This is a genomic window from Klebsiella sp. PK01, from assembly GCF_057624675.1.
Window position 1 is genome coordinate 427754 of the sequence record NZ_JBYEZM010000004.1, and the last position, 17932, is coordinate 445685.

At 53.5% G+C, this 17932-nt stretch carries 19 protein-coding genes; 6 read left to right on the plus strand and 13 right to left on the minus strand.

What is annotated here, in order from left to right:
* The first annotated feature begins 119 nt into the window (after window positions 1–119).
* Both ahpC and ahpF read left to right on the plus strand, forming a co-directional pair.
* The gene (ahpC, locus tag AC22LX_RS15220; RefSeq protein WP_004859485.1) at window positions 120–683 is read left to right on the plus strand and encodes an alkyl hydroperoxide reductase subunit C; all 564 of its coding nucleotides are present in this window, start codon (window positions 120–122) and stop codon (window positions 681–683) included.
* Window positions 684–811: 128 nt separating this feature from the next.
* Window positions 812–2377, plus strand: coding sequence for an alkyl hydroperoxide reductase subunit F (gene ahpF / locus AC22LX_RS15225; protein ID WP_045392939.1), 1566 nt, complete (start codon window positions 812–814; stop codon window positions 2375–2377).
* A gap of 85 nt (window positions 2378–2462) precedes the next feature.
* Here ahpF and uspG read toward each other — a convergent pair whose 3' ends face one another.
* From uspG to dcuC, 4 genes are all read right to left on the minus strand, one after another.
* Complete coding sequence (gene uspG / locus AC22LX_RS15230; protein WP_015367746.1) at window positions 2463–2891, minus strand: universal stress protein UspG; 429 nt, start codon at window positions 2889–2891, stop codon at window positions 2463–2465.
* 188 nt (window positions 2892–3079) lie between these two features.
* A complete protein-coding gene (gene rnk / locus AC22LX_RS15235; protein WP_015367745.1) occupies window positions 3080–3490 on the minus strand; it encodes a nucleoside diphosphate kinase regulator in 411 nt (136 codons plus the stop codon).
* 180 nt (window positions 3491–3670) lie between these two features.
* Window positions 3671–4468 (minus strand): ribonuclease I, encoded by a 798-nt coding sequence (gene rna / locus AC22LX_RS15240; protein ID WP_045392942.1) that lies wholly within the window; start codon window positions 4466–4468, stop codon window positions 3671–3673.
* 93 nt (window positions 4469–4561) lie between these two features.
* Window positions 4562–5935, minus strand: coding sequence for an anaerobic C4-dicarboxylate transporter DcuC (gene dcuC, locus AC22LX_RS15245; protein ID WP_045392945.1), 1374 nt, complete (start codon window positions 5933–5935; stop codon window positions 4562–4564).
* 291 nt (window positions 5936–6226) lie between these two features.
* Between dcuC and pagP the strand changes: the two genes are divergently transcribed.
* Window positions 6227–6802, plus strand: a complete 576-nt coding sequence (gene pagP / locus AC22LX_RS15250; RefSeq protein ID WP_161799856.1) for a lipid IV(A) palmitoyltransferase PagP — start codon at window positions 6227–6229, stop codon at window positions 6800–6802.
* Between the two features lie 193 nt (window positions 6803–6995).
* A complete protein-coding gene (gene cspE, locus AC22LX_RS15255; protein ID WP_012542460.1) occupies window positions 6996–7205 on the plus strand; it encodes a transcription antiterminator/RNA stability regulator CspE in 210 nt (69 codons plus the stop codon).
* 57 nt (window positions 7206–7262) lie between these two features.
* Here the strand turns inward: cspE and crcB are convergent, their stop codons facing one another.
* Window positions 7263–7646, minus strand: coding sequence for a fluoride efflux transporter CrcB (gene crcB, locus AC22LX_RS15260; RefSeq protein WP_045381622.1), 384 nt, complete (start codon window positions 7644–7646; stop codon window positions 7263–7265).
* Window positions 7647–7735: 89 nt separating this feature from the next.
* Here crcB and AC22LX_RS15265 point away from each other — a divergent pair, with 89 nt between their 5' ends.
* Together AC22LX_RS15265 and tatE are read left to right on the plus strand one after the other, a co-directional pair.
* Window positions 7736–8524 carry a deaminated glutathione amidase gene (locus AC22LX_RS15265; RefSeq protein WP_047049305.1) on the plus strand — a complete coding sequence of 263 codons (789 nt, stop codon included), beginning with the start codon at window positions 7736–7738 and terminating at the stop codon, window positions 8522–8524.
* Window positions 8525–8662: 138 nt separating this feature from the next.
* Window positions 8663–8869, plus strand: coding sequence for a twin-arginine translocase subunit TatE (gene tatE / locus AC22LX_RS15270; protein WP_045381457.1), 207 nt, complete (start codon window positions 8663–8665; stop codon window positions 8867–8869).
* Window positions 8870–9081: 212 nt separating this feature from the next.
* Here the strand turns inward: tatE and lipA are convergent, their stop codons facing one another.
* The 8 genes from lipA to mrdA form a co-directional block, all read right to left on the minus strand.
* Window positions 9082–10047: a lipoyl synthase gene (gene lipA / locus AC22LX_RS15275; protein ID WP_015367739.1), complete on the minus strand. Its 966-nt coding sequence runs from the start codon at window positions 10045–10047 to the stop codon at window positions 9082–9084.
* A gap of 181 nt (window positions 10048–10228) precedes the next feature.
* Entirely contained in the window at window positions 10229–11203 is a 975-nt protein-coding gene (locus AC22LX_RS15280; protein WP_263303181.1) for a YbeF family transcriptional regulator, read from the minus strand.
* Window positions 11204–11307: 104 nt separating this feature from the next.
* A complete protein-coding gene (gene lipB / locus AC22LX_RS15285) occupies window positions 11308–11949 on the minus strand; it encodes a lipoyl(octanoyl) transferase LipB (RefSeq protein WP_047049299.1) in 642 nt (213 codons plus the stop codon).
* A 99-nt stretch (window positions 11950–12048) separates the two neighbouring features.
* The gene (ybeD, locus tag AC22LX_RS15290; protein WP_015367736.1) at window positions 12049–12312 is read right to left on the minus strand and encodes a DUF493 family protein YbeD; all 264 of its coding nucleotides are present in this window, start codon (window positions 12310–12312) and stop codon (window positions 12049–12051) included.
* A 113-nt stretch (window positions 12313–12425) separates the two neighbouring features.
* Window positions 12426–13625, minus strand: coding sequence for a D-alanyl-D-alanine carboxypeptidase DacA (gene dacA / locus AC22LX_RS15295; protein WP_015367735.1), 1200 nt, complete (start codon window positions 13623–13625; stop codon window positions 12426–12428).
* A gap of 142 nt (window positions 13626–13767) precedes the next feature.
* Complete coding sequence (rlpA, locus tag AC22LX_RS15300; protein ID WP_487334072.1) at window positions 13768–14904, minus strand: endolytic peptidoglycan transglycosylase RlpA; 1137 nt, start codon at window positions 14902–14904, stop codon at window positions 13768–13770.
* A 10-nt stretch (window positions 14905–14914) separates the two neighbouring features.
* Window positions 14915–16027: a peptidoglycan glycosyltransferase MrdB gene (mrdB, locus tag AC22LX_RS15305; RefSeq protein WP_008805635.1), complete on the minus strand. Its 1113-nt coding sequence runs from the start codon at window positions 16025–16027 to the stop codon at window positions 14915–14917.
* Window positions 16027–17928, minus strand: coding sequence for a peptidoglycan DD-transpeptidase MrdA (mrdA, locus tag AC22LX_RS15310; protein WP_045381467.1), 1902 nt, complete (start codon window positions 17926–17928; stop codon window positions 16027–16029). The genes mrdB and mrdA overlap by 1 nt, the downstream gene beginning before the upstream one ends.
* Window positions 17929–17932 lie beyond the last annotated feature (4 nt).

Sequence of the window (17932 nt, forward strand, 5' to 3'; positions counted from 1 at the left end):
CAAAGTTGTCTTGTTACGGTTGTTAGATAACGCTTATTGATTTGATAATGCAAACGCATTGGTCGAGTCAGGAAAAATTCGTTAACTTAGACCTCAACAAAAACACGGAGGAAGTATCGATGTCTTTAATTAATACCAAAATCAAACCTTTCAAAAACCAGGCATTCAAAAACGGTGAATTCATCGAAGTTACCGAAAAGGATACTGAAGGCCGCTGGAGCGTCTTCTTCTTCTACCCGGCTGACTTCACTTTCGTTTGCCCGACCGAGCTGGGCGACGTGGCTGACCATTACGAAGAGCTGCAGAAACTGGGCGTAGATGTGTACTCTGTTTCTACCGACACCCACTTCACCCACAAAGCGTGGCACAGCAGCTCTGACACCATCGCTAAAATCAAATACGCGATGATCGGCGACCCGACTGGCGCCCTGACCCGTAACTTCGACAACATGCGTGAAGATGAAGGTCTGGCTGACCGCGCGACCTTCGTCGTTGACCCGCAGGGTATCATCCAGGCAATCGAAGTTACCGCTGAAGGTATCGGCCGTGATGCGTCTGACCTGCTGCGTAAAATCAAGGCTGCTCAGTACGTTGCTTCCCACCCAGGCGAAGTGTGCCCGGCTAAGTGGAAAGAAGGTGAAGCGACTCTGGCTCCTTCTTTAGATCTGGTTGGTAAGATCTAATTCGTTTTATTCCCGCTAATCAACGGGCGTACCCGCGCCCGTTTTATTCCAACACCATGATGCAAGCGCATTCAGGCTGCCTGATAAAGGCCGCTTGCATGATGATGTTTTAAGCCCAGGAGATAAAAATGCTCGACACCAACATGAAAACCCAGCTCAAGGCCTATCTTGAGAAGCTGACCAAACCTGTTGAGCTGATTGCCACGCTGGATGACAGCGCTAAATCGGCAGAGATCAAGGAACTGTTGGCTGAAATCGCTGAACTGTCAGACAAAGTCACCTTTAAAGAAGACAACACGCTGGCGGTACGTAAGCCATCGTTCCTGATTACTAATCCAGGTTCTAACCAGGGGCCGCGTTTCGCAGGTTCTCCTCTGGGACATGAATTCACCTCATTAGTGCTGGCGCTGCTGTGGACCGGCGGTCATCCGTCGAAAGAAGCCCAGTCGCTGCTCGAGCAGATCCGCAATCTTGACGGTGATTTTGAATTTGAGACCTACTACTCGCTCTCTTGCCACAACTGTCCGGACGTGGTGCAGGCGTTGAACCTGATGGCGGTGCTTAACCCACGCATCAAACACACGGCAATTGATGGCGGAACCTTCCAGAATGAAATCACTGAACGCAACGTGATGGGTGTTCCGGCGGTGTTTGTGAATGGTCAGGAATTTGGTCAAGGCCGTATGACGCTGACTGAAATCGTTGCCAAAGTGGATACCGGCGCGGAAAAACGTGCGGCGGAAGAGCTGAACAAACGTGATGCTTATGACGTTTTGATTGTTGGTTCCGGCCCGTCTGGCGCCGCGGCGGCTGTTTACTCCGCGCGTAAAGGCATTCGTACCGGCCTGATGGGCGAACGTTTCGGCGGTCAGGTGCTGGATACCGTAGATATCGAAAACTATATTTCCGTACCGAAAACCGAAGGTCAAAAGTTGGCCGGCGCGCTGAAAGCGCACGTCAGTGAATATGATGTTGATGTGATTGATTCACAAAGCGCGGCAAAACTGATCCCGGCAGCTGTCGAAGGCGGTCTGCATCAGATTGAAACCGCCTCCGGCGCGGTGCTGAAAGCGCGCAGCGTGATCATCGCAACGGGCGCTAAATGGCGTAACATGAACGTCCCGGGTGAAGACCAATACCGGACTAAAGGCGTAACCTACTGCCCGCACTGTGACGGCCCGCTGTTTAAAGGTAAACGCGTGGCGGTGATTGGCGGCGGTAACTCCGGCGTTGAAGCGGCGATCGATCTGGCGGGCGTCGTTGAACACGTAACGCTACTGGAATTCGCACCAGAAATGAAAGCCGACCAGGTACTGCAGGACAAAGTACGCAGCCTGAAAAATGTCGATATTATTCTCAACGCCCAGACCACCGAAGTGGTTGGCGATGGCAGTAAGGTGACGGGGCTGCAGTACCGCGACCGCGTCAGCGGCGATGAGCATCATGTCGCGTTAGCCGGTATTTTTGTCCAGATCGGTCTGTTGCCGAATACCAACTGGCTGGAAGGTACGGTTGAGCGTAACCGCATGGGTGAAATCATCATTGATGCCAAATGTGAAACCAACGTGAAAGGCGTGTTTGCGGCCGGCGACTGTACTACCGTGCCGTACAAACAAATTATTATCGCCACTGGCGAAGGCGCGAAAGCTTCTTTGAGCTCATTCGATTATCTGATTCGCACCAAAACCGCATAATCATAAAAAGTTGTAAGACATTCCCTGCACACAGCAAAGAGGCGACCTTGTGGTCGCCTCTTTTTTTGCTTATTTCACCGTTCCGTTATCTCACGACCATTACCGGAATATGCGCATGACGGATGACGCTTGAGGCGTTTGAACCCAGCAAATGGGTGCTGATCGACGGATTGCGTGAGCCAATCACCACTACGTCAGCTTTTATTTCATTGGCCAGTTCATTAACCATATCGCGGACGTTGCCGAAACGCACATGGCTCTTAATACGAGAGGGGTCGATGCTAAAATGGCCGACCATGGTCTGTAAGCGGGTCTCCGCTTCATGCTGCAGATGCTCTTCAAAGCGGCGCAGATCGGCAGTAAAACGGCTCATGGTGAAACTCGATGAACCGGGTAACACGTGAAGCAAATGAATAATGCCGTCCTGTTGGGCGAGAAACTCTGCATGGCGGACAGCCTTGTCGCTCAGCTCCATTTCAAAGACATCAACCGGCATAATGATAGTTTTATACATATGCATTTCTCCTTGTTTGTCTGTTTCTATATCAACATATTATACAAGGATAATGTGGCATTCAGGTCGCAAAACTGTATGCCCCGTCACGGGATGAGGTAAAAATTTGTCATAGCGGGAGGGAAACAGAAAGAGGATGGCGAGGCATCCTCTGAATAAAGCGTCAAACGCCTCAGGCAGCGGGAAACTTAGCGATGGAATTCGCCTGCGGCTTCCGGCTGGTACAACAATTCCAGTACTTCCAGGTGTGCCGATGCGCCACCGGGTAACTCCCAGTGAATGGAGGTGCCGACTTTCAGCCCAAGCAGCGCCGCGCCAACCGGCGCCAGAACGGAAAGCTGAGTGGCGCTATCGGTCGCCTGAGCCGGGAAGACCAGGGTCCGCACGCGCTCTTCACCGCTGGTTAAATCGCGGAAGCGGACTTTGCTGTTCATGCTCACGACATCGTGCGGCATCGCTTCCGGCGCCAACATTTGCGCGCGATCCAGTTCGTCGTTCAGGGCATCGGCGACCGGCGAATTCGCGTAAGCCGGTTGCTCAAGCAGTCTATCGATACGTTCAGCATCGAATTCATTAATAATGATTGCGGGTCTGGTCATTGCATACTCCATGTTATCCAGGAACCTTTTCCGTAAAAGAAAACCCTCGCCGAAAGGGGCAAGGGTTAATGTCCCTTCATCATACTGAGACTTGCCTGATGTTTGAAGTGATTAAGCGCACATTCAGCGCATCGTGAGCAAAAGCAGATGAAGTGGACGATAAGATGGCTGGTCCTGCTATCAAGAACCCACTTTATCCAGCACAAACTGCTTCGCACAGTTGCCCGGATGCGGCTGAGGCAGGAACGAATCTGCGCCCAACGGGGCATTGATAGCGCCAGCTTTAATGGAAATTTGCATTTCCGTTAAATAAGCCGGGTTGCCGTCGCAGGTTAATTTAAAGGCTTTGACGTTTTGCGCGCCATACGCTTTGGCGACGGCGGCATCAAAATCGCTACGGCTAACGGTTTGTCCGTAGTGCTTCGCCAGGAAATCACCGATTGCGCTTTGCTTCACTTCGCCATTCAGGCGCACCATCGTGCCGAAGTAGTTATCCGGATCGAAGCCGAAACAGACGCCATGCTTGGCATACTCATAGCGTTCCAGACAAGAGTTCCCGCCGGAACCCGGCATCACGCTGTTCAGCTTATTCGCCATTTCCAGCGACAGCCCGGTTTCCGCCGCCTGGCATTTACGCCCGGCTTTGACTTCCGGCATATTGGGGATAGGGCGCGTCGCGCAGCCATAGCGCATCCAGCGGCGCTCGTCGACGCCGCGCGAGGCGATCGACTTCGGCAGGCCCGGCCACAGGCCATGTACCGTCAGAAAATCGGCTTTATTACGTTCGTCCTGCTGTAGCCGACACTCCTCAGGCTCATTACGGTTACTATCCAGCATGCTTTGACAAAAACCGGTTTGCCAGGACAGTGCCAGCACGTAACGATCGAAATCACCGTATTTCGTCGCGGTAAGCGGTTCTGCGCCAACCTGCGTTGCGCCGAGTAAAAGGGCAATGGCGACGACATCCTTCCTGAACATTTTTATTCCTGATAGTGGGAGATGATTAATTGCTGGGATTTATTAAAGCATAAAAAAGGCGCCTGCTGGCGCCTTTTCAGTGTGGTTTGTGGTTTATTGAATCGCGGCGCCGGGGACCAGAATCTCGGTGGCGATGATCACCACCAACAGACCGACGATAACGGGAACCGAGGTGCGTTTAACGACTTCGAACGGAGAAATCTTCGCCATTCCCGCCACCGCGACCACCACGCCGGAAACCGGTGAAATAGTGCGGCCCAGATTCGACGCCTGCAGCATAGGGATCGACAGGTAGGCCGGGTTGATGCCGGAAGAGTGGGCAAGTTTCGGGATCATCTCAACGAAGGCGTAAAACGGCGCGTTGCCGGAACCGGTGGTCATCGCTGCCAGCATGGTCAGGATCACCAGCACCAGCATCAGAATGATACTGGCGGAACCGAACGAGGTGGCTATGGAGATAAGACCGTCGATAAAACCGATAGTGCTCAGCCCCTGGGCAAATACGCCCGCCGCGACCAATAGCATGACGACGCTGGCGAAGGCGTCAGCCATGCCGCGATAGGCGGCCTCCAGCCCGGCGAAGACCTTTTTAGTATCGAAACTGCGCAGAAATTCCAGTATCGAAGCCAGTACCATACAGAGCACCAGAATAGTGATGATGTGTAGCTCTGGCCCCCATTTGCCGTCAAAAATCAGCACCCCGATAATCGGCGTGAAAGGCAAAATGGCGTACAGCGCCGGGGCGGTGGTGGTTATCTCATTGACGTCGAGCATCTCGTGTGAGGCGTTCTCTTTTTTATCGAGGTAGCGCTGCCAGAAGAAGTGAGCGATAGCCATACAGACGATAGCGGCAATCGAGATAGGTAAAGTGGTTTTGAAAGCGAAATCTATCAGCGGCATTTCGGCAGCTTTGGCGGCCAGCACGACGTCACCGGAGGTCGGCGACAGGATCAACGCGGCAGGGGAGGCGCAAATCGCCGCCGCGGCGCCGCGGCTAATGCCGACGTTGACCATTACCGGGAACAGCGTCGCCATCAGCAGCACGCCGAGGCCGGTCGCCGAGGAGACCGCCAGCGACATCAGACAGGCGAGGAAGTAGGCGGCAATCATCAACAGATAAGGCGAGTTAATATATCGTAGCGGTTTAGAGGCCAGTTTAACCACCATATCGTTAGCGCCGATATGGGTCATGTAGGTGGCGAAACCGCAGAGCATCATTATCATCATGCCGAGGTCGCCGCCGCGGCTCATGAGCAGTATTTTAATATACTCAAAGATATCGGTCGCGGTATAACCCGTGCTGGCGGCGCTAGCCGGGAGAACCTTATGCCCCATGATGGCGCTGGCGATAAGCAAGATTAAACCGCCGACAAACAGCACGCCTGTCGCAGAATAGCCTTTTATAATGTAGCGGGCGACGCCCACAATAACCACGACCCCGATAAGGATCTCAACAAGCGTAAGCATACTTTACCCCTAAGCCATTAACCCAAAGAATCTGCTGATATCTAAAGCACTACAAAAATTAAGTGAGGGAATGTGCCCAAAAAACGGGCAGAACTTGCTGACCCAAATCAATAAAATACTGAGAATTGACTAATCGGAACCCGGGGCGCGGCTAACATCACAAAAGTCGTCTACCAGAGTGAAGTTTTTGCCACGGCGCAATTCAGGATTTTACCTTATTCCGTTAACAGTCTATTAAGATTACATTTGTTACTTTACTTCGTTTTTAAAATTGAAATCGGTAATAGAGAAGTGTTGAAACTACGCCAATTTGCATTGTTTATTGTCGCGCTGTCCGGCCTGTTGCTGTCGTCCGGCTATGCTAATGCTTCGTTCTCGTCAACGATCCGTGATGGCTACAATACGCTGACGGACAATGTCGCACAAACCTGGAACGAGCCTGAGCACTACGATCTGTACGTTCCGGCGATCACCTGGCACGCCCGCTTTGCCTATGACAAAGAGAAAACCGACAAGTATAACGAACGTCCGTGGGGCGCGGGTTTTGGCATGTCGCGTTGGGACGATAAAGGTAACTGGCACGGCCTGTATCTGATGGCGTTTAAAGATTCCTTTAATAAGTGGGAGCCGATTGGCGGCTATGGCTGGGAGAAAACCTGGCGTCCGCTGGCCGATGACAACTTCCACCTTGGCCTTGGTTACACCCTTGGCGTAACGGCGCGCGACAACTGGAACTATATCCCGATCCCGGTGGTGCTGCCCCTGGCCTCGATTGGCTACGGTCCGGCGACGTTCCAGATGACCTACATCCCCGGTACTTATAACAACGGCAACGTTTATTTTGCCTGGGCGCGCATACAGTTTTAATCGTTATAACGTAGTGACAAAAGTGATAAGTTCTTTGTCTTGTTGAAAAACAATGACTAACGTAACTGTCGGCTATAAAGATAGAGACTTTTATCACTTTTTAAGAAAGTTACGCTGGACAAAAGGCATCACAATTGATGTACTGGTATCCGACACAGCATTAGTGTCGTTTTTTAATTTAAAGGTAATTTTGATGTCTAAGATTAAAGGTAACGTTAAGTGGTTTAATGAGTCCAAAGGATTCGGTTTCATTACTCCGGAAGATGGCAGCAAAGATGTATTCGTACACTTCTCTGCAATCCAGTCCAACGGTTTCAAAACTCTGGCTGAAGGTCAGCGCGTAGAGTTCGAAATCACTAACGGTGCCAAAGGCCCTTCTGCTGCAAACGTAATGGCTATCTAACCAACACGTCAGTAGAATATAAAAACCCGCTCATAGCGGGTTTTTTTTTGCCTGAGGTTAACGGGCGGCTGACTGTGAAAACAACCAGAATGCCGTCGCGGTCATGGCGAAAGAACCAAGCAGGTTGACGAGAACGTTTAGCAACGCCCAGCTGAAACGTCCCTGCTGGAGCAGAAACACGACCTCCGCGGAAAAGGTGGAGAAGGTAGTCAGGCCACCGCAGAAGCCGGTGGTAATAAGCAGTTTCCACATCGGATCAACATGCGTCAGGCGATTGAACCACGCCAACCCGGCGCCGATTATAAATGCGCCCAGCAGGTTAGCGACTAGCGTGCCAATGGGAATTGCATGATGCATTGGGTTAAATTTCATGCCCAGCCACCAGCGCAACACGCTGCCGGTTCCGCCGCCAACAAAAACGGCTAAAAGGAGTTGTAACACGGTCATTTCCTGCTATTTGGTTAGGTAGAGGGTCGAGTGTAGCGCGACAAAGGCGTTTTTGGCTATGGATTCGCAAGTGGGAGAAAGAGATGCGGGTAGCAGCAGGGCAATTCGCCGTCACGGCGCAGTGGCAAACTAATGCGCAGATCTGCGTTGAGCTGATGCGTCAGGCGGCAGACTGCGGCGCTTCGTTACTGGTCTTGCCTGAGGCGTTACTGGCGCGGGCCGATAACGATCCGGATATGTCGGTAAAATCAGCGCAGGCGCTGGACGGCGGTTTCATGCAGCAACTGCTGGCCGAAAGCCGGCGTAATGACTTAACCACGATATTAACGCTGCACGTGCCCTCTGCTGAAGGGCGCGCGAGCAATACGCTGGTGGCGATATGCCGAGGGGCAATTTGCGCACAATACCAGAAGCTCCATTTGTACGATGCGTTTAATATGCAGGAGTCACGGCTGGTGGATGCCGGTGAGCAAATCCCTCCTTTAATAGAGGTAAATGGGATGCGAATCGGCTTAATGACCTGCTACGATTTACGCTTTCCCGAATTAGCGCTATCGTTAGCGTTACAGGGGGCCGATGTCCTGGTGCTGCCGACCGCCTGGGTTCGCGGGCCTATGAAGGAACATCACTGGGCGACGCTGCTGGCGGCAAGGGCGCTGGATACTACCTGCTATATTATTGCGGCAGGCGAGTGCGGAACGCGTAATATCGGCCAGAGCCGGATTATCGATCCGCTCGGTACCACTATTGCCGGCGCCGCCGCTCAACCGCAGCTGATTTTTGCTGAGATATCAGCAGATTATATTCGTCAGGTGCGTGAGAGTTTGCCGGTGCTGCGTAATCGCAGATTTGCGCCACCGCAATTATTGTGACGTTTTTTTAAACAAGGCTTGATTCACCTTGTTACAGATTGCTATTGTGTCGGCGCGTCAAATAGCCGTTAATTGTATGCGTATATGTGTATGATGGCGTATTCGCAGCTTGAGCTTGTATAGAGAAGAAGGTTAGCTATGGGTGAGATTAGTATTACCAAACTGCTGGTAGTCGCAGCGCTGATTATTTTAGTGTTTGGTACCAAAAAATTACGCACGCTGGGTGGAGACCTGGGTTCGGCTATCAAAGGCTTCAAGAAAGCCATGAATGATGACGATGACAGTGCCAAAAAGACCAGCGCTGAGGAAGAAGCGCCGGCACAGAAACTCTCTCATAAAGAGTAATTAATCACGGGCTCCCGATGAACGGGGGCGCGTCGCGGCCGGGTGTGAAGCTCTGGCGGCAAAGAGGCGGCAGCGTATTCGTTGTCGCCTTTTTTATTGCCGGTACTCTGGCGATGAAAAGATGAAACGAAGTGTGACAACGGGAAGTTGGAAGTTGGGGGGGAACTGGAGAAATCAGGCCGCCGCGGACGACGGCCAGAGAAAGGCAGAGGTTATTTTACTTCCATACCTTTTGCCTGCAGATCGGCATGATAGGAAGAACGGACGAACGGGCCGCAGGCGGCATGGGTAAAGCCCATCGCCATGGCTTCAGCTTTCATCTCTTCAAACTCTTCCGGGCTAACATAACGCTGTACCGGCAGGTGGTGGCGGCTCGGCTGCAGATACTGACCCAGCGTCAGCATGGTAACGCCATGACGGCGCAGATCGCGCATCACTTCGATGATCTCTTCATTGGTTTCGCCAAGACCGACCATCAGACCCGATTTGGTCGGGATTTCCGGATGCGCTTCTTTAAAGCGCTCCAGTAGCTTCAGTGACCAGTTATAATCTGCGCCCGGACGTACCTGACGATACAGGCGCGGTACGTTTTCCAGGTTGTGGTTAAACACATCCGGCGGCGTCACTTTCAGGATATCCAGCGCGCGATCCATACGACCACGGAAATCCGGTACCAGCGTTTCAATTTTGATATTCGGGCTCTTCTCGCGGATAGCGCTGATGCAGTCGGCGAAATGCTGCGCGCCGCCGTCACGAAGATCGTCGCGGTCAACGGAAGTCACCACCACATAGCGCAGCCCCATATCGGCGATGGTTTGCGCCAGTTTTTGCGGCTCGTTGGCATCAGGCGTCACCGGACGACCGTGGGCCACATCGCAGAATGGGCAACGGCGAGTACAGATAGCGCCGAGGATCATAAAGGTCGCGGTGCCGTGGTTGAAGCACTCGGCAAGGTTCGGGCAAGAGGCTTCTTCGCACACGGAGTGCAGGCCATTCTTACGCATCGCTGCCTTGATCCCCTGAATACGGGACGAGTCAGCCGGAAGTTTGATTTTCATCCATTCCGGTTTTCTGAGCAGAGCTTCACGCTCAGTTGCCACGTTTTTCACCGGGATAAGGGCCATTTTATCGGCGTCGCGGTACTTAACACCGCGTTCCATCACAATGGGTTTACTCATAGCGTGCGTGTTCCAGTTGCGAGTCACGAAGGAAAGCGAATTAATTCAATCAAATGTTGTATTTATCAACTATTTTTGAACTAAGGACAGGCAGTATATCATTGATACGGGGTTGAAAGCAGCCTGGTTGCCCGGCAAATTGTAAAATAGTTGTTGTTTTATCCTTTTCCCTCGCGTGCGGTTAGCGGGAATAAGTTTGCAGAATAGTGTCGATAATCTCTTTCAGTAACGGCTCCTGGGCGCTTTGCCGGTTGTAATGTAGCGAGATATCAATGCGCTGGTCTTGTAACGGCGGGAAAGGCATCGCCTGTAGAGGCCAGATCTTCGCCACCAGCGCGAACATACTCTCAGGCGTCAGCCCCAGCAAATCGCTATTATTCATCATCGCCGCCTGAGTCAACAGGTTATAGCTGCTAAAACCGCACCTCCGTCCCCCGATGAATTCATCAAGTTGCCGATGCAGGGCAGGGTAGCGCTGTCCTTCCGGCAGCAGCAGCGCAAACTCAAACTGCTGTAGATTTTCCCGCGTCAGCGGAAGAGGCAAAATTGGGTGATTTTCGCGGCAAAACATAACAACCGGCTCGGAAAACAGCACCTGATGCGCAATGGCCAGCCCGCTATGGTTATAGGTATCGATTAGCAAATCAACCTGCCGCTGGTTGAGCTGGCTGGCGGCATCGGTAATCGCAATATTGTGCAGCAATACTTGAGGAAACCGCGCTTTTAACGCGTTGGCGATGGTTGGCATCACCAATGCGCCGATGGTCGGCGCGGTAGCGATGGTGAGCACGCGCTGCTGCTGCGAGCTGCTGCCCAAATCCAGCGCATTGAGAAAGGCTTCCATCCCCTGGCTGATATATTGATGCAGGTGAGTCGCAAAAGCCGTCGGCGTCACCCCCTGTCCTTTTCGAATAAAGAGAGGGTCGGGGAACAGAGCCCGTAGTTTATTGATCGACTGGCTAATGGCCGAAGGCGTGATATTGAGCACCTTCGCCGCATTGACGATGCCTTTATGGACGTACACGGCTTCGAAGATAGTTAACAGATTAAGATCGATATTACGCAGAATACGAAAGATCTGCCGATCTTCTGGCTGTTCGTTGTTTTCCAATGGGGGATGATTGTCGGCCACTCGCGGATCCGGTCGTTGGGTCATAGGCTTATTATAGCGGGCGATGATGTGGCGTTGCGTGACAATTGATTGCAAATGTGAAGTATTAATAAGGAGTTGCGCTCTGAAGGTTCAGAGCGCGGTGCGCATCAAGCGGCGACATATTCATGCGGTGGGTTGTTCAGCAGCGCCAGCAGGTTGGCGACCAGCCGCGGCGCGACGTTTTCTGTAGCGGCCTGCGGCTGCCACTGGCGCATTTGCGTCATCTCCATGCCGGCATAGCCACACGGATTAATACGCAGGAACGGCGTCAAATCCATTGCCACATTCAGCGCCAGCCCGTGGAAAGAACAACCTTTACGAATACGCAGCCCCAGCGAGCAGATTTTCTGTTCACCAACGTAAACTCCCGGCGCATCGGCGCGAGGATGAGATTCAATCTGATACTCCGCCAGCGTATTGACCACGGTCTGCTCCAGCAGCGTCACTAATTCGCGCACGCCGAGTTTACGCCGTTTAAGATTCAGCAAGACATACATCACCTGTTGGCCTGGCCCGTGATAGGTCACCTGGCCGCCGCGGTCGCTCTGAATGACCGGGATATCACCGGGTACCAGTACGTGTTCGGCTTTGCCGGCCTGACCCTGAGTAAACACCGGGTGATGTTCTACTAGCCAGATTTCATCCAGCGTCGTGTCGTCACGACTGTCGGTAAATTCATGCATTGCCTGCGAGATGGGTTCGTAAGGTTGCAGGCCGAGTTGTCGAATAAGAATGGTATTGTGCTGCAAAACAACGTCTCCGCCGAGAGGGATGACTTAAGTGGGGAGAGTATATCACAGCGAAAGAAGGAGAATTACCCGGCGCTTGAGGCCGGGTAAGGCGAGGGATTACAGCACCATCCGCACGATTTCGATATTGCCCAGCTCTTCGTACAGGGCTTCGACCTGTTCGATGTGGGTGGCGTTAATGGTGATGGAGACCGAGTGGTAGTTACCTTTGCTGCTCGGTTTTACTGACGGAGAGTAATCACCAGGCGCATGGCGCTGTACCACTTCCACCACCTGATCAACCAGCTCAGGCAACGCCTGCCCCATTACTTTGTAAGTAAATGGCGTAGGGAATTCAAGCAGTTCGTTAAGTTTGGTTTTCATGTCAGCTCCGGTGTGACGACTAAAATAATAACTCCCACGTGATGTGGGAGTTATCAGGTTTCTTTGATGAATAGTATATGGGGATAGAAATCACACTTTCAAGTGTTCAATTTTTAACCAAACCAGTGATGGAACATTAACTTAATGTAATCAATGATTTTGCCGAAGAAATTACCTTCCGGAATTTCCTGCAGCACCACTAACGGACGCTGATCGATAGTTTTGCCATCCAGCTGGAAGTTAATGGTACCGACCACCTGGTTTTTCTGCAGCGGCGCGTGCAGTTCGGTGTTGTTCAGCACATAGCTGGCTTTCAGGTCTTTCATGCGCCCGCGCGGGATAGTCAGATAGACGTCTTTATCTACGCCCAGAGAAGCGCGATCGCTATCGCCGAACCAGGCCGGTTCAGAGGCGAACTCTTTACCTGCTTTAATGGGGTTCACGGTTTCGAAGAAGCGGAAGCCCCAGGTCAGCAGTTTCTTGCTCTCGGACTCACGACCTTTGTAAGTACGCCCGCCCATCACCGCGGAGATCAGGCGCATCTGGCCTTCGGTAGCAGAGGCAACCAGGTTGTAGCCGGCTTTGTCGGTATGCCCGGTTTTAATGCCATCGACGTTGAGGCTGTTATCCCACAGCAGGCCGTTACGGTTCAGCTGGCGAATACCGTTAAAGGTGAACTCTTTTTCGCGGTAGATGGAATACTCATTCGGTACGTCGCGGATCAGCGCCTGGCCGATCAGCGCCATGTCACGCGCGGAACTGTACTGGCCGTCGGCGTCCAGGCCGTGAACGGTCTGGAAATGGGTATTTTTCAGGCCCAACGCGTTTACGTAGTTGTTCATCAGGCTGACAAACGCGTCCTGGCTGCCGGCGACGTAGTCGGCCATCGCCACGCAGGCATCGTTACCGGATTGCAGGTTGATGCCGCGGATCAGCTGCGAAACCGGCACTTGCATGCCCGGCTTCAGGAACATCAGGGAAGAACCTTTAAACACCGGGTTACCGGTTGCCCACGCGTCGTTACCCACGGTGACCAGATCGGATTCTTTGAATTTGCCCGCCTTCATGGCCTGGCCTATGACATAGCTGGTCATCATTTTGGTCAGGCTCGCCGGATCGCGGCGGGCGTCGGCGTTGTTTTCCGCCAGCACTTTACCTGAGTTGTAATCGATAAGAACCCAGGATTCAGCATCGATCTGCGGAGCGCCTGGGATCATGGTTTTCATATTCAGGTCATCGGCGCGGGCAGCGGTAGACAGTGCCGCAACGGAGAGGGCCGTAACGAGTAAACGAGCGGTGAAAGAGGTCTTCATGGTTAGAACAACGGCATCCGTGATGAAATTAAAAAAAGTGCCTTACTATAACAAATGCGTTTCGCAGCGGCATCCGACATTGCATATGACTTTGTTAACGACTTTTACATATGCGGTGGCGGGAGATACCGCGGCGTCACGTTTAGTTGGCGCGAGTAATAAATGATTGTAGCTGCGCTTCGTTTTGCAGACGCTGTTGTACCGTCGTCGCTTGCGACTTACTGGCAAATGGACCCAGTTGAATCCGCCATACGGCGCCGTTTTGCATCACACGGCCGGGAACGGCGAACTGTTGGCTCAGGCGCTGCTGATATTGCTGGGCGCGAGCCTGGTCGCTAACGGCGCCGACCTGCACGACGAACTCACCGCTGGTGCCGGCGTTTGGCGCGGCCACAGCGGCGGTTGCTGCTGCTGTTGCGGTCGCGGCAGGCGCGACGCTACCTTGAATCGAGCCAGGCGCGGTAACCGGCGCGCTGGGCGTTGCGGCGACGGCGGCAGGCGCAGCAGTAGCGGGTTCGCTACCTTCCAGTACGCCATTATTCAGCGGCGTCGGCGCGCCGAGGAATCCACTACCGTTAACCGGCGCGCCCACGTTATCTTCAGGCTTAAGCGTTGAGTTGCTAATGGCATGAACGTTTGATTGGTCGGCCGGTGAGATGGCCGCGGAACCATCGCCATCAAGGTTTGGACGCGAAGGCAAGGCATAGGTCTGTTTGGCGACGGTGGTGCACGCCATACCTGGGCCGGATAACGCGCCGTCCTGAGAGACAATAATCGGATCGATACGAACTTTAGTATTGTTAGAAGTGTTCAGGCGGTCCGCTGAGGCGCGGGACAGGGAAATGACCCGGTCATTGCCGTACGGGCCACGATCGTTAATGCGCACTACGATCATCCGGCCATTGGCCAGGTTAGTGATACGCGCATAGCTTGGGATAGGCAACGTAGGATGCGCGGCGGTAAGCTGTGTCGGATCGAACGCTTCGCCAGAGGCGGTCAGGTTGCTGTTCGGTTCGGCATCATAAATTGCCGCCAGACCGGTCTGGGTGAAGTTAGCCGGATCCTGGACGATTTTATAGCTTTTGCCGTCGCGCTCATAATCCTGATTGGCCGTGGCATTCAGCGTTTCGAAATGCGGATCGGCGCCGCTGATTTCTACCGTCGGACCATTACAGACAGCCGGCTGCGGGACGCTAACCGTCTTCTGCTGAACGTCTTCACCTGAACATGCCGCCAGCAGCCCTGCTGCTATGCAGATCCCCAGCCATTGCTTACGCATTGCGAACCCCTTAAACGCTTTTCGACAACATTTTTCTGTGGGTATGGATCGACATAACGATACCAAACCCGGCCATCAATACGATTAGGGCTGAGCCCCCGTAGCTGACCAGCGGCAAAGGTACCCCCACCACCGGCAAAATACCACTTACCATACCAATATTTACGAAGACATAAACGAATAAAATCAACATTAAACCGCCTGCCATGACGCGGCCAAAGGTGGTTTGCGCCTGGGCGGCGATCCATAGTCCGCGCATGATAAGCAAAATGTACAATGCCAGCAGGATCAACACCCCGATAAGCCCCAGCTCTTCCGCCAGTACGGCGAAGATAAAGTCGGTATGGCGCTCCGGCAGGAATTCGAGCTGCGACTGAGTACCATGCAACCAGCCTTTACCGCGTAATCCGCCGGAACCAATAGCGATTTTGGACTGAATAATATGATAGCCCGCGCCCAGCGGATCGGTCTCCGGATCGAGCAGCATCATTACGCGCTGACGCTGGTAGTCGTGCATCAGGAAGAACCATAAAATCGGAATGAAGGCGGCGACAAGTACCACCGCGATGCCGATTAAGCGCCAGCTCAGGCCGGAGAGGAACAGAACAAACAGGCCGGAGAGGGCGATCAAAATAGAAGTGCCGAGGTCTGGCTGCGCCGCAACCAGCAGGGTCGGCAGGAAGATCAGGACCAGCGCGATGGCGGTATTCTTCAGTGAAGGCGGACAGACATCGCGGTTTATGAACCGCGCTACCATCAGCGGCACGGCTATTTTAGCAATCTCCGAGGGCTGAAAACGAACAATACCGAGATCGAGCCAGCGCTGTGCGCCTTTGGAGATAGCGCCGAAGGCGTCTACGGCAACCAGCAAAATAATACAGAAAATATACAGGTAGGGCGCCCAGCCCTCATATACCCGCGGCGGGATCTGCGCCATCACGATCATAATCACCACGCCCATGGCGATTTGGCCGATTTTGCGCTCCATCATGCCTACGTCCTGGCCGCTGGCGCTCCAGATAACCAGCGCGCTGTAGGTGAGCAGCGCCAGCAGAATGAGCAGCATCGTTGGGTCAAGATGGATTTTATCCCATAGCGATTTTTTGTTCGGATTATCGGTCATTATTGATCCTCCCCCGCCGTCACCGCCGGGTTCTCACTCGGCAGATTGGTGTTGTTATCACCCAGCATGATGTGATCGAGGATCTGGCGCATAATGGTACCGACCGCCGGGCCGGCGCCGCCATTCTCCAGGATCATCGCCACCGCGACCTGGGGGTTGTTGTAAGGCGCAAACGCCGTCATGAGCTTGTGGTCACGCAGACGCTCGGAAATTCGGTGCGCGTTATAGGTTTCGTTGGCTTTCAGGCCGAATACCTGCGCGGTACCGGACTTCGCCGCAATCTTATACGGCGCGCTGGCAAAGTATTTGTGCGCGGTACCGTTGCCGCGGTTGGCAACGCCATACATCCCGTCTTTAGCGATTTCCCAATAGCCGGAATGAATATCGCCGACCGGCGGTTCATGCGGCTGAACCCACGGTACCTGTTTACCGTCTTCAAGCGTGCTTTGCAGCAGGTGAGGGACTTTAACCACACCGTCATTTATCAGGATCATCAGCGCTTTGTTCATCTGAATCGGCGTAGCGGTCCAGTAGCCCTGGCCGATACCGACCGGGATGGTGTCGCCCTGGTACCAGGGTTTCTTAAAGCGCTTGAGCTTCCATTCGCGAGTGGGCATGTTACCGGAGCGCTCTTCCGCCAGGTCGACGCCGGTGTAGTCGCCGTAGCCGAATTTACTCATCCATTCGGAAAGGCGGTCGATGCCCATATCATAGGCGACCTGATAGAAATAGGTATCCGCGGACTCTTCCAGCGCTTTAGTGACGTTCAGGTGACCGTGGCCCCATTTTTTCCAGTCGCGATAGCGTTTTTCCGATCCAGGCAACTGCCACCAGCCGGGGTCGAACAGACTGGTATTGCGGGTAATGACGCCGGCGCTTAAGGCCGAGACGGCGACGTAGGGTTTTACCGTCGAGGCGGGTGGATAGACCCCCTGTGTGGCGCGGTTAACCAGCGGGGTATTCGGATCGTTGAGGAGTCCGGAATAATCTTTGCTGGAGATACCATCGACAAACAGGTTGGGATCGTAGCTCGGGGTTGAAACCAGCGCCAGAATCGCGCCGCTGCGCGGGTCGGTGACCACTACCGCCGCGCGGCTGCCCGCCAGCAGCGTTTCGATATACTGCTGCAGCTTCAAATCAAGGGTTAAGTAGATATCGCGTCCGGCCTGCGGAGGCACTTCTTTTAACTGGCGAATAACGCGGCCGCGGTTGTTGACTTCAACCTCTTCATAACCGGTTTGCCCGTGCAGCACGTCTTCATAATAGCGCTCGATTCCCAGCTTACCGATGTCGTGGGTCGACGCGTAGTTAGCCAGCTTGCCCTCTTTATCCAGGCGATCGACGTCTTTATCGTTAATTTTAGAGACGTAGCCGATAACGTGGGTCAGGGCGGAGTTATAGGGATAGTAGCGGCGCTTGTAGCCTTTGACTTCGACCCCGGGGAAGCGGTACTGGTTTACGGCGAAGCGCGCCACCTGGACTTCATTAAGATTGACCTTCACCGGAATCGAGGTGAAGCGGTGAGAGCGCGCGCGCTCTTTTTTAAAGCCGGCGATGTCGTCGTCGGTCAGGTCGACGACGTCGCGCAGCGCATCCAGCGTCTGCTGCACGTTATCGACTTTTTCTGGCATCATCTCTAACTGATAGATGGTGCGGTTCAGCGCCAGCGGCGTGCCGTTGCGATCGTAGATAATGCCGCGGCTGGGCGGAATGGGGACCAGCTTAATACGGTTTTCATTGGAACGCGTTTGATAGTCGTTGAAACGGACAATCTGTACGTTGTAGAGGTTGGCAATCAGCACGCCGGTAAGCAACAAAATGCCCGTAAAAGCGACCAGCGCCCGGCGTACAAACAGCGAGGATTCAGCCGTATAGTCGCGGAAAGAATTCTGTAATTTCATTCGC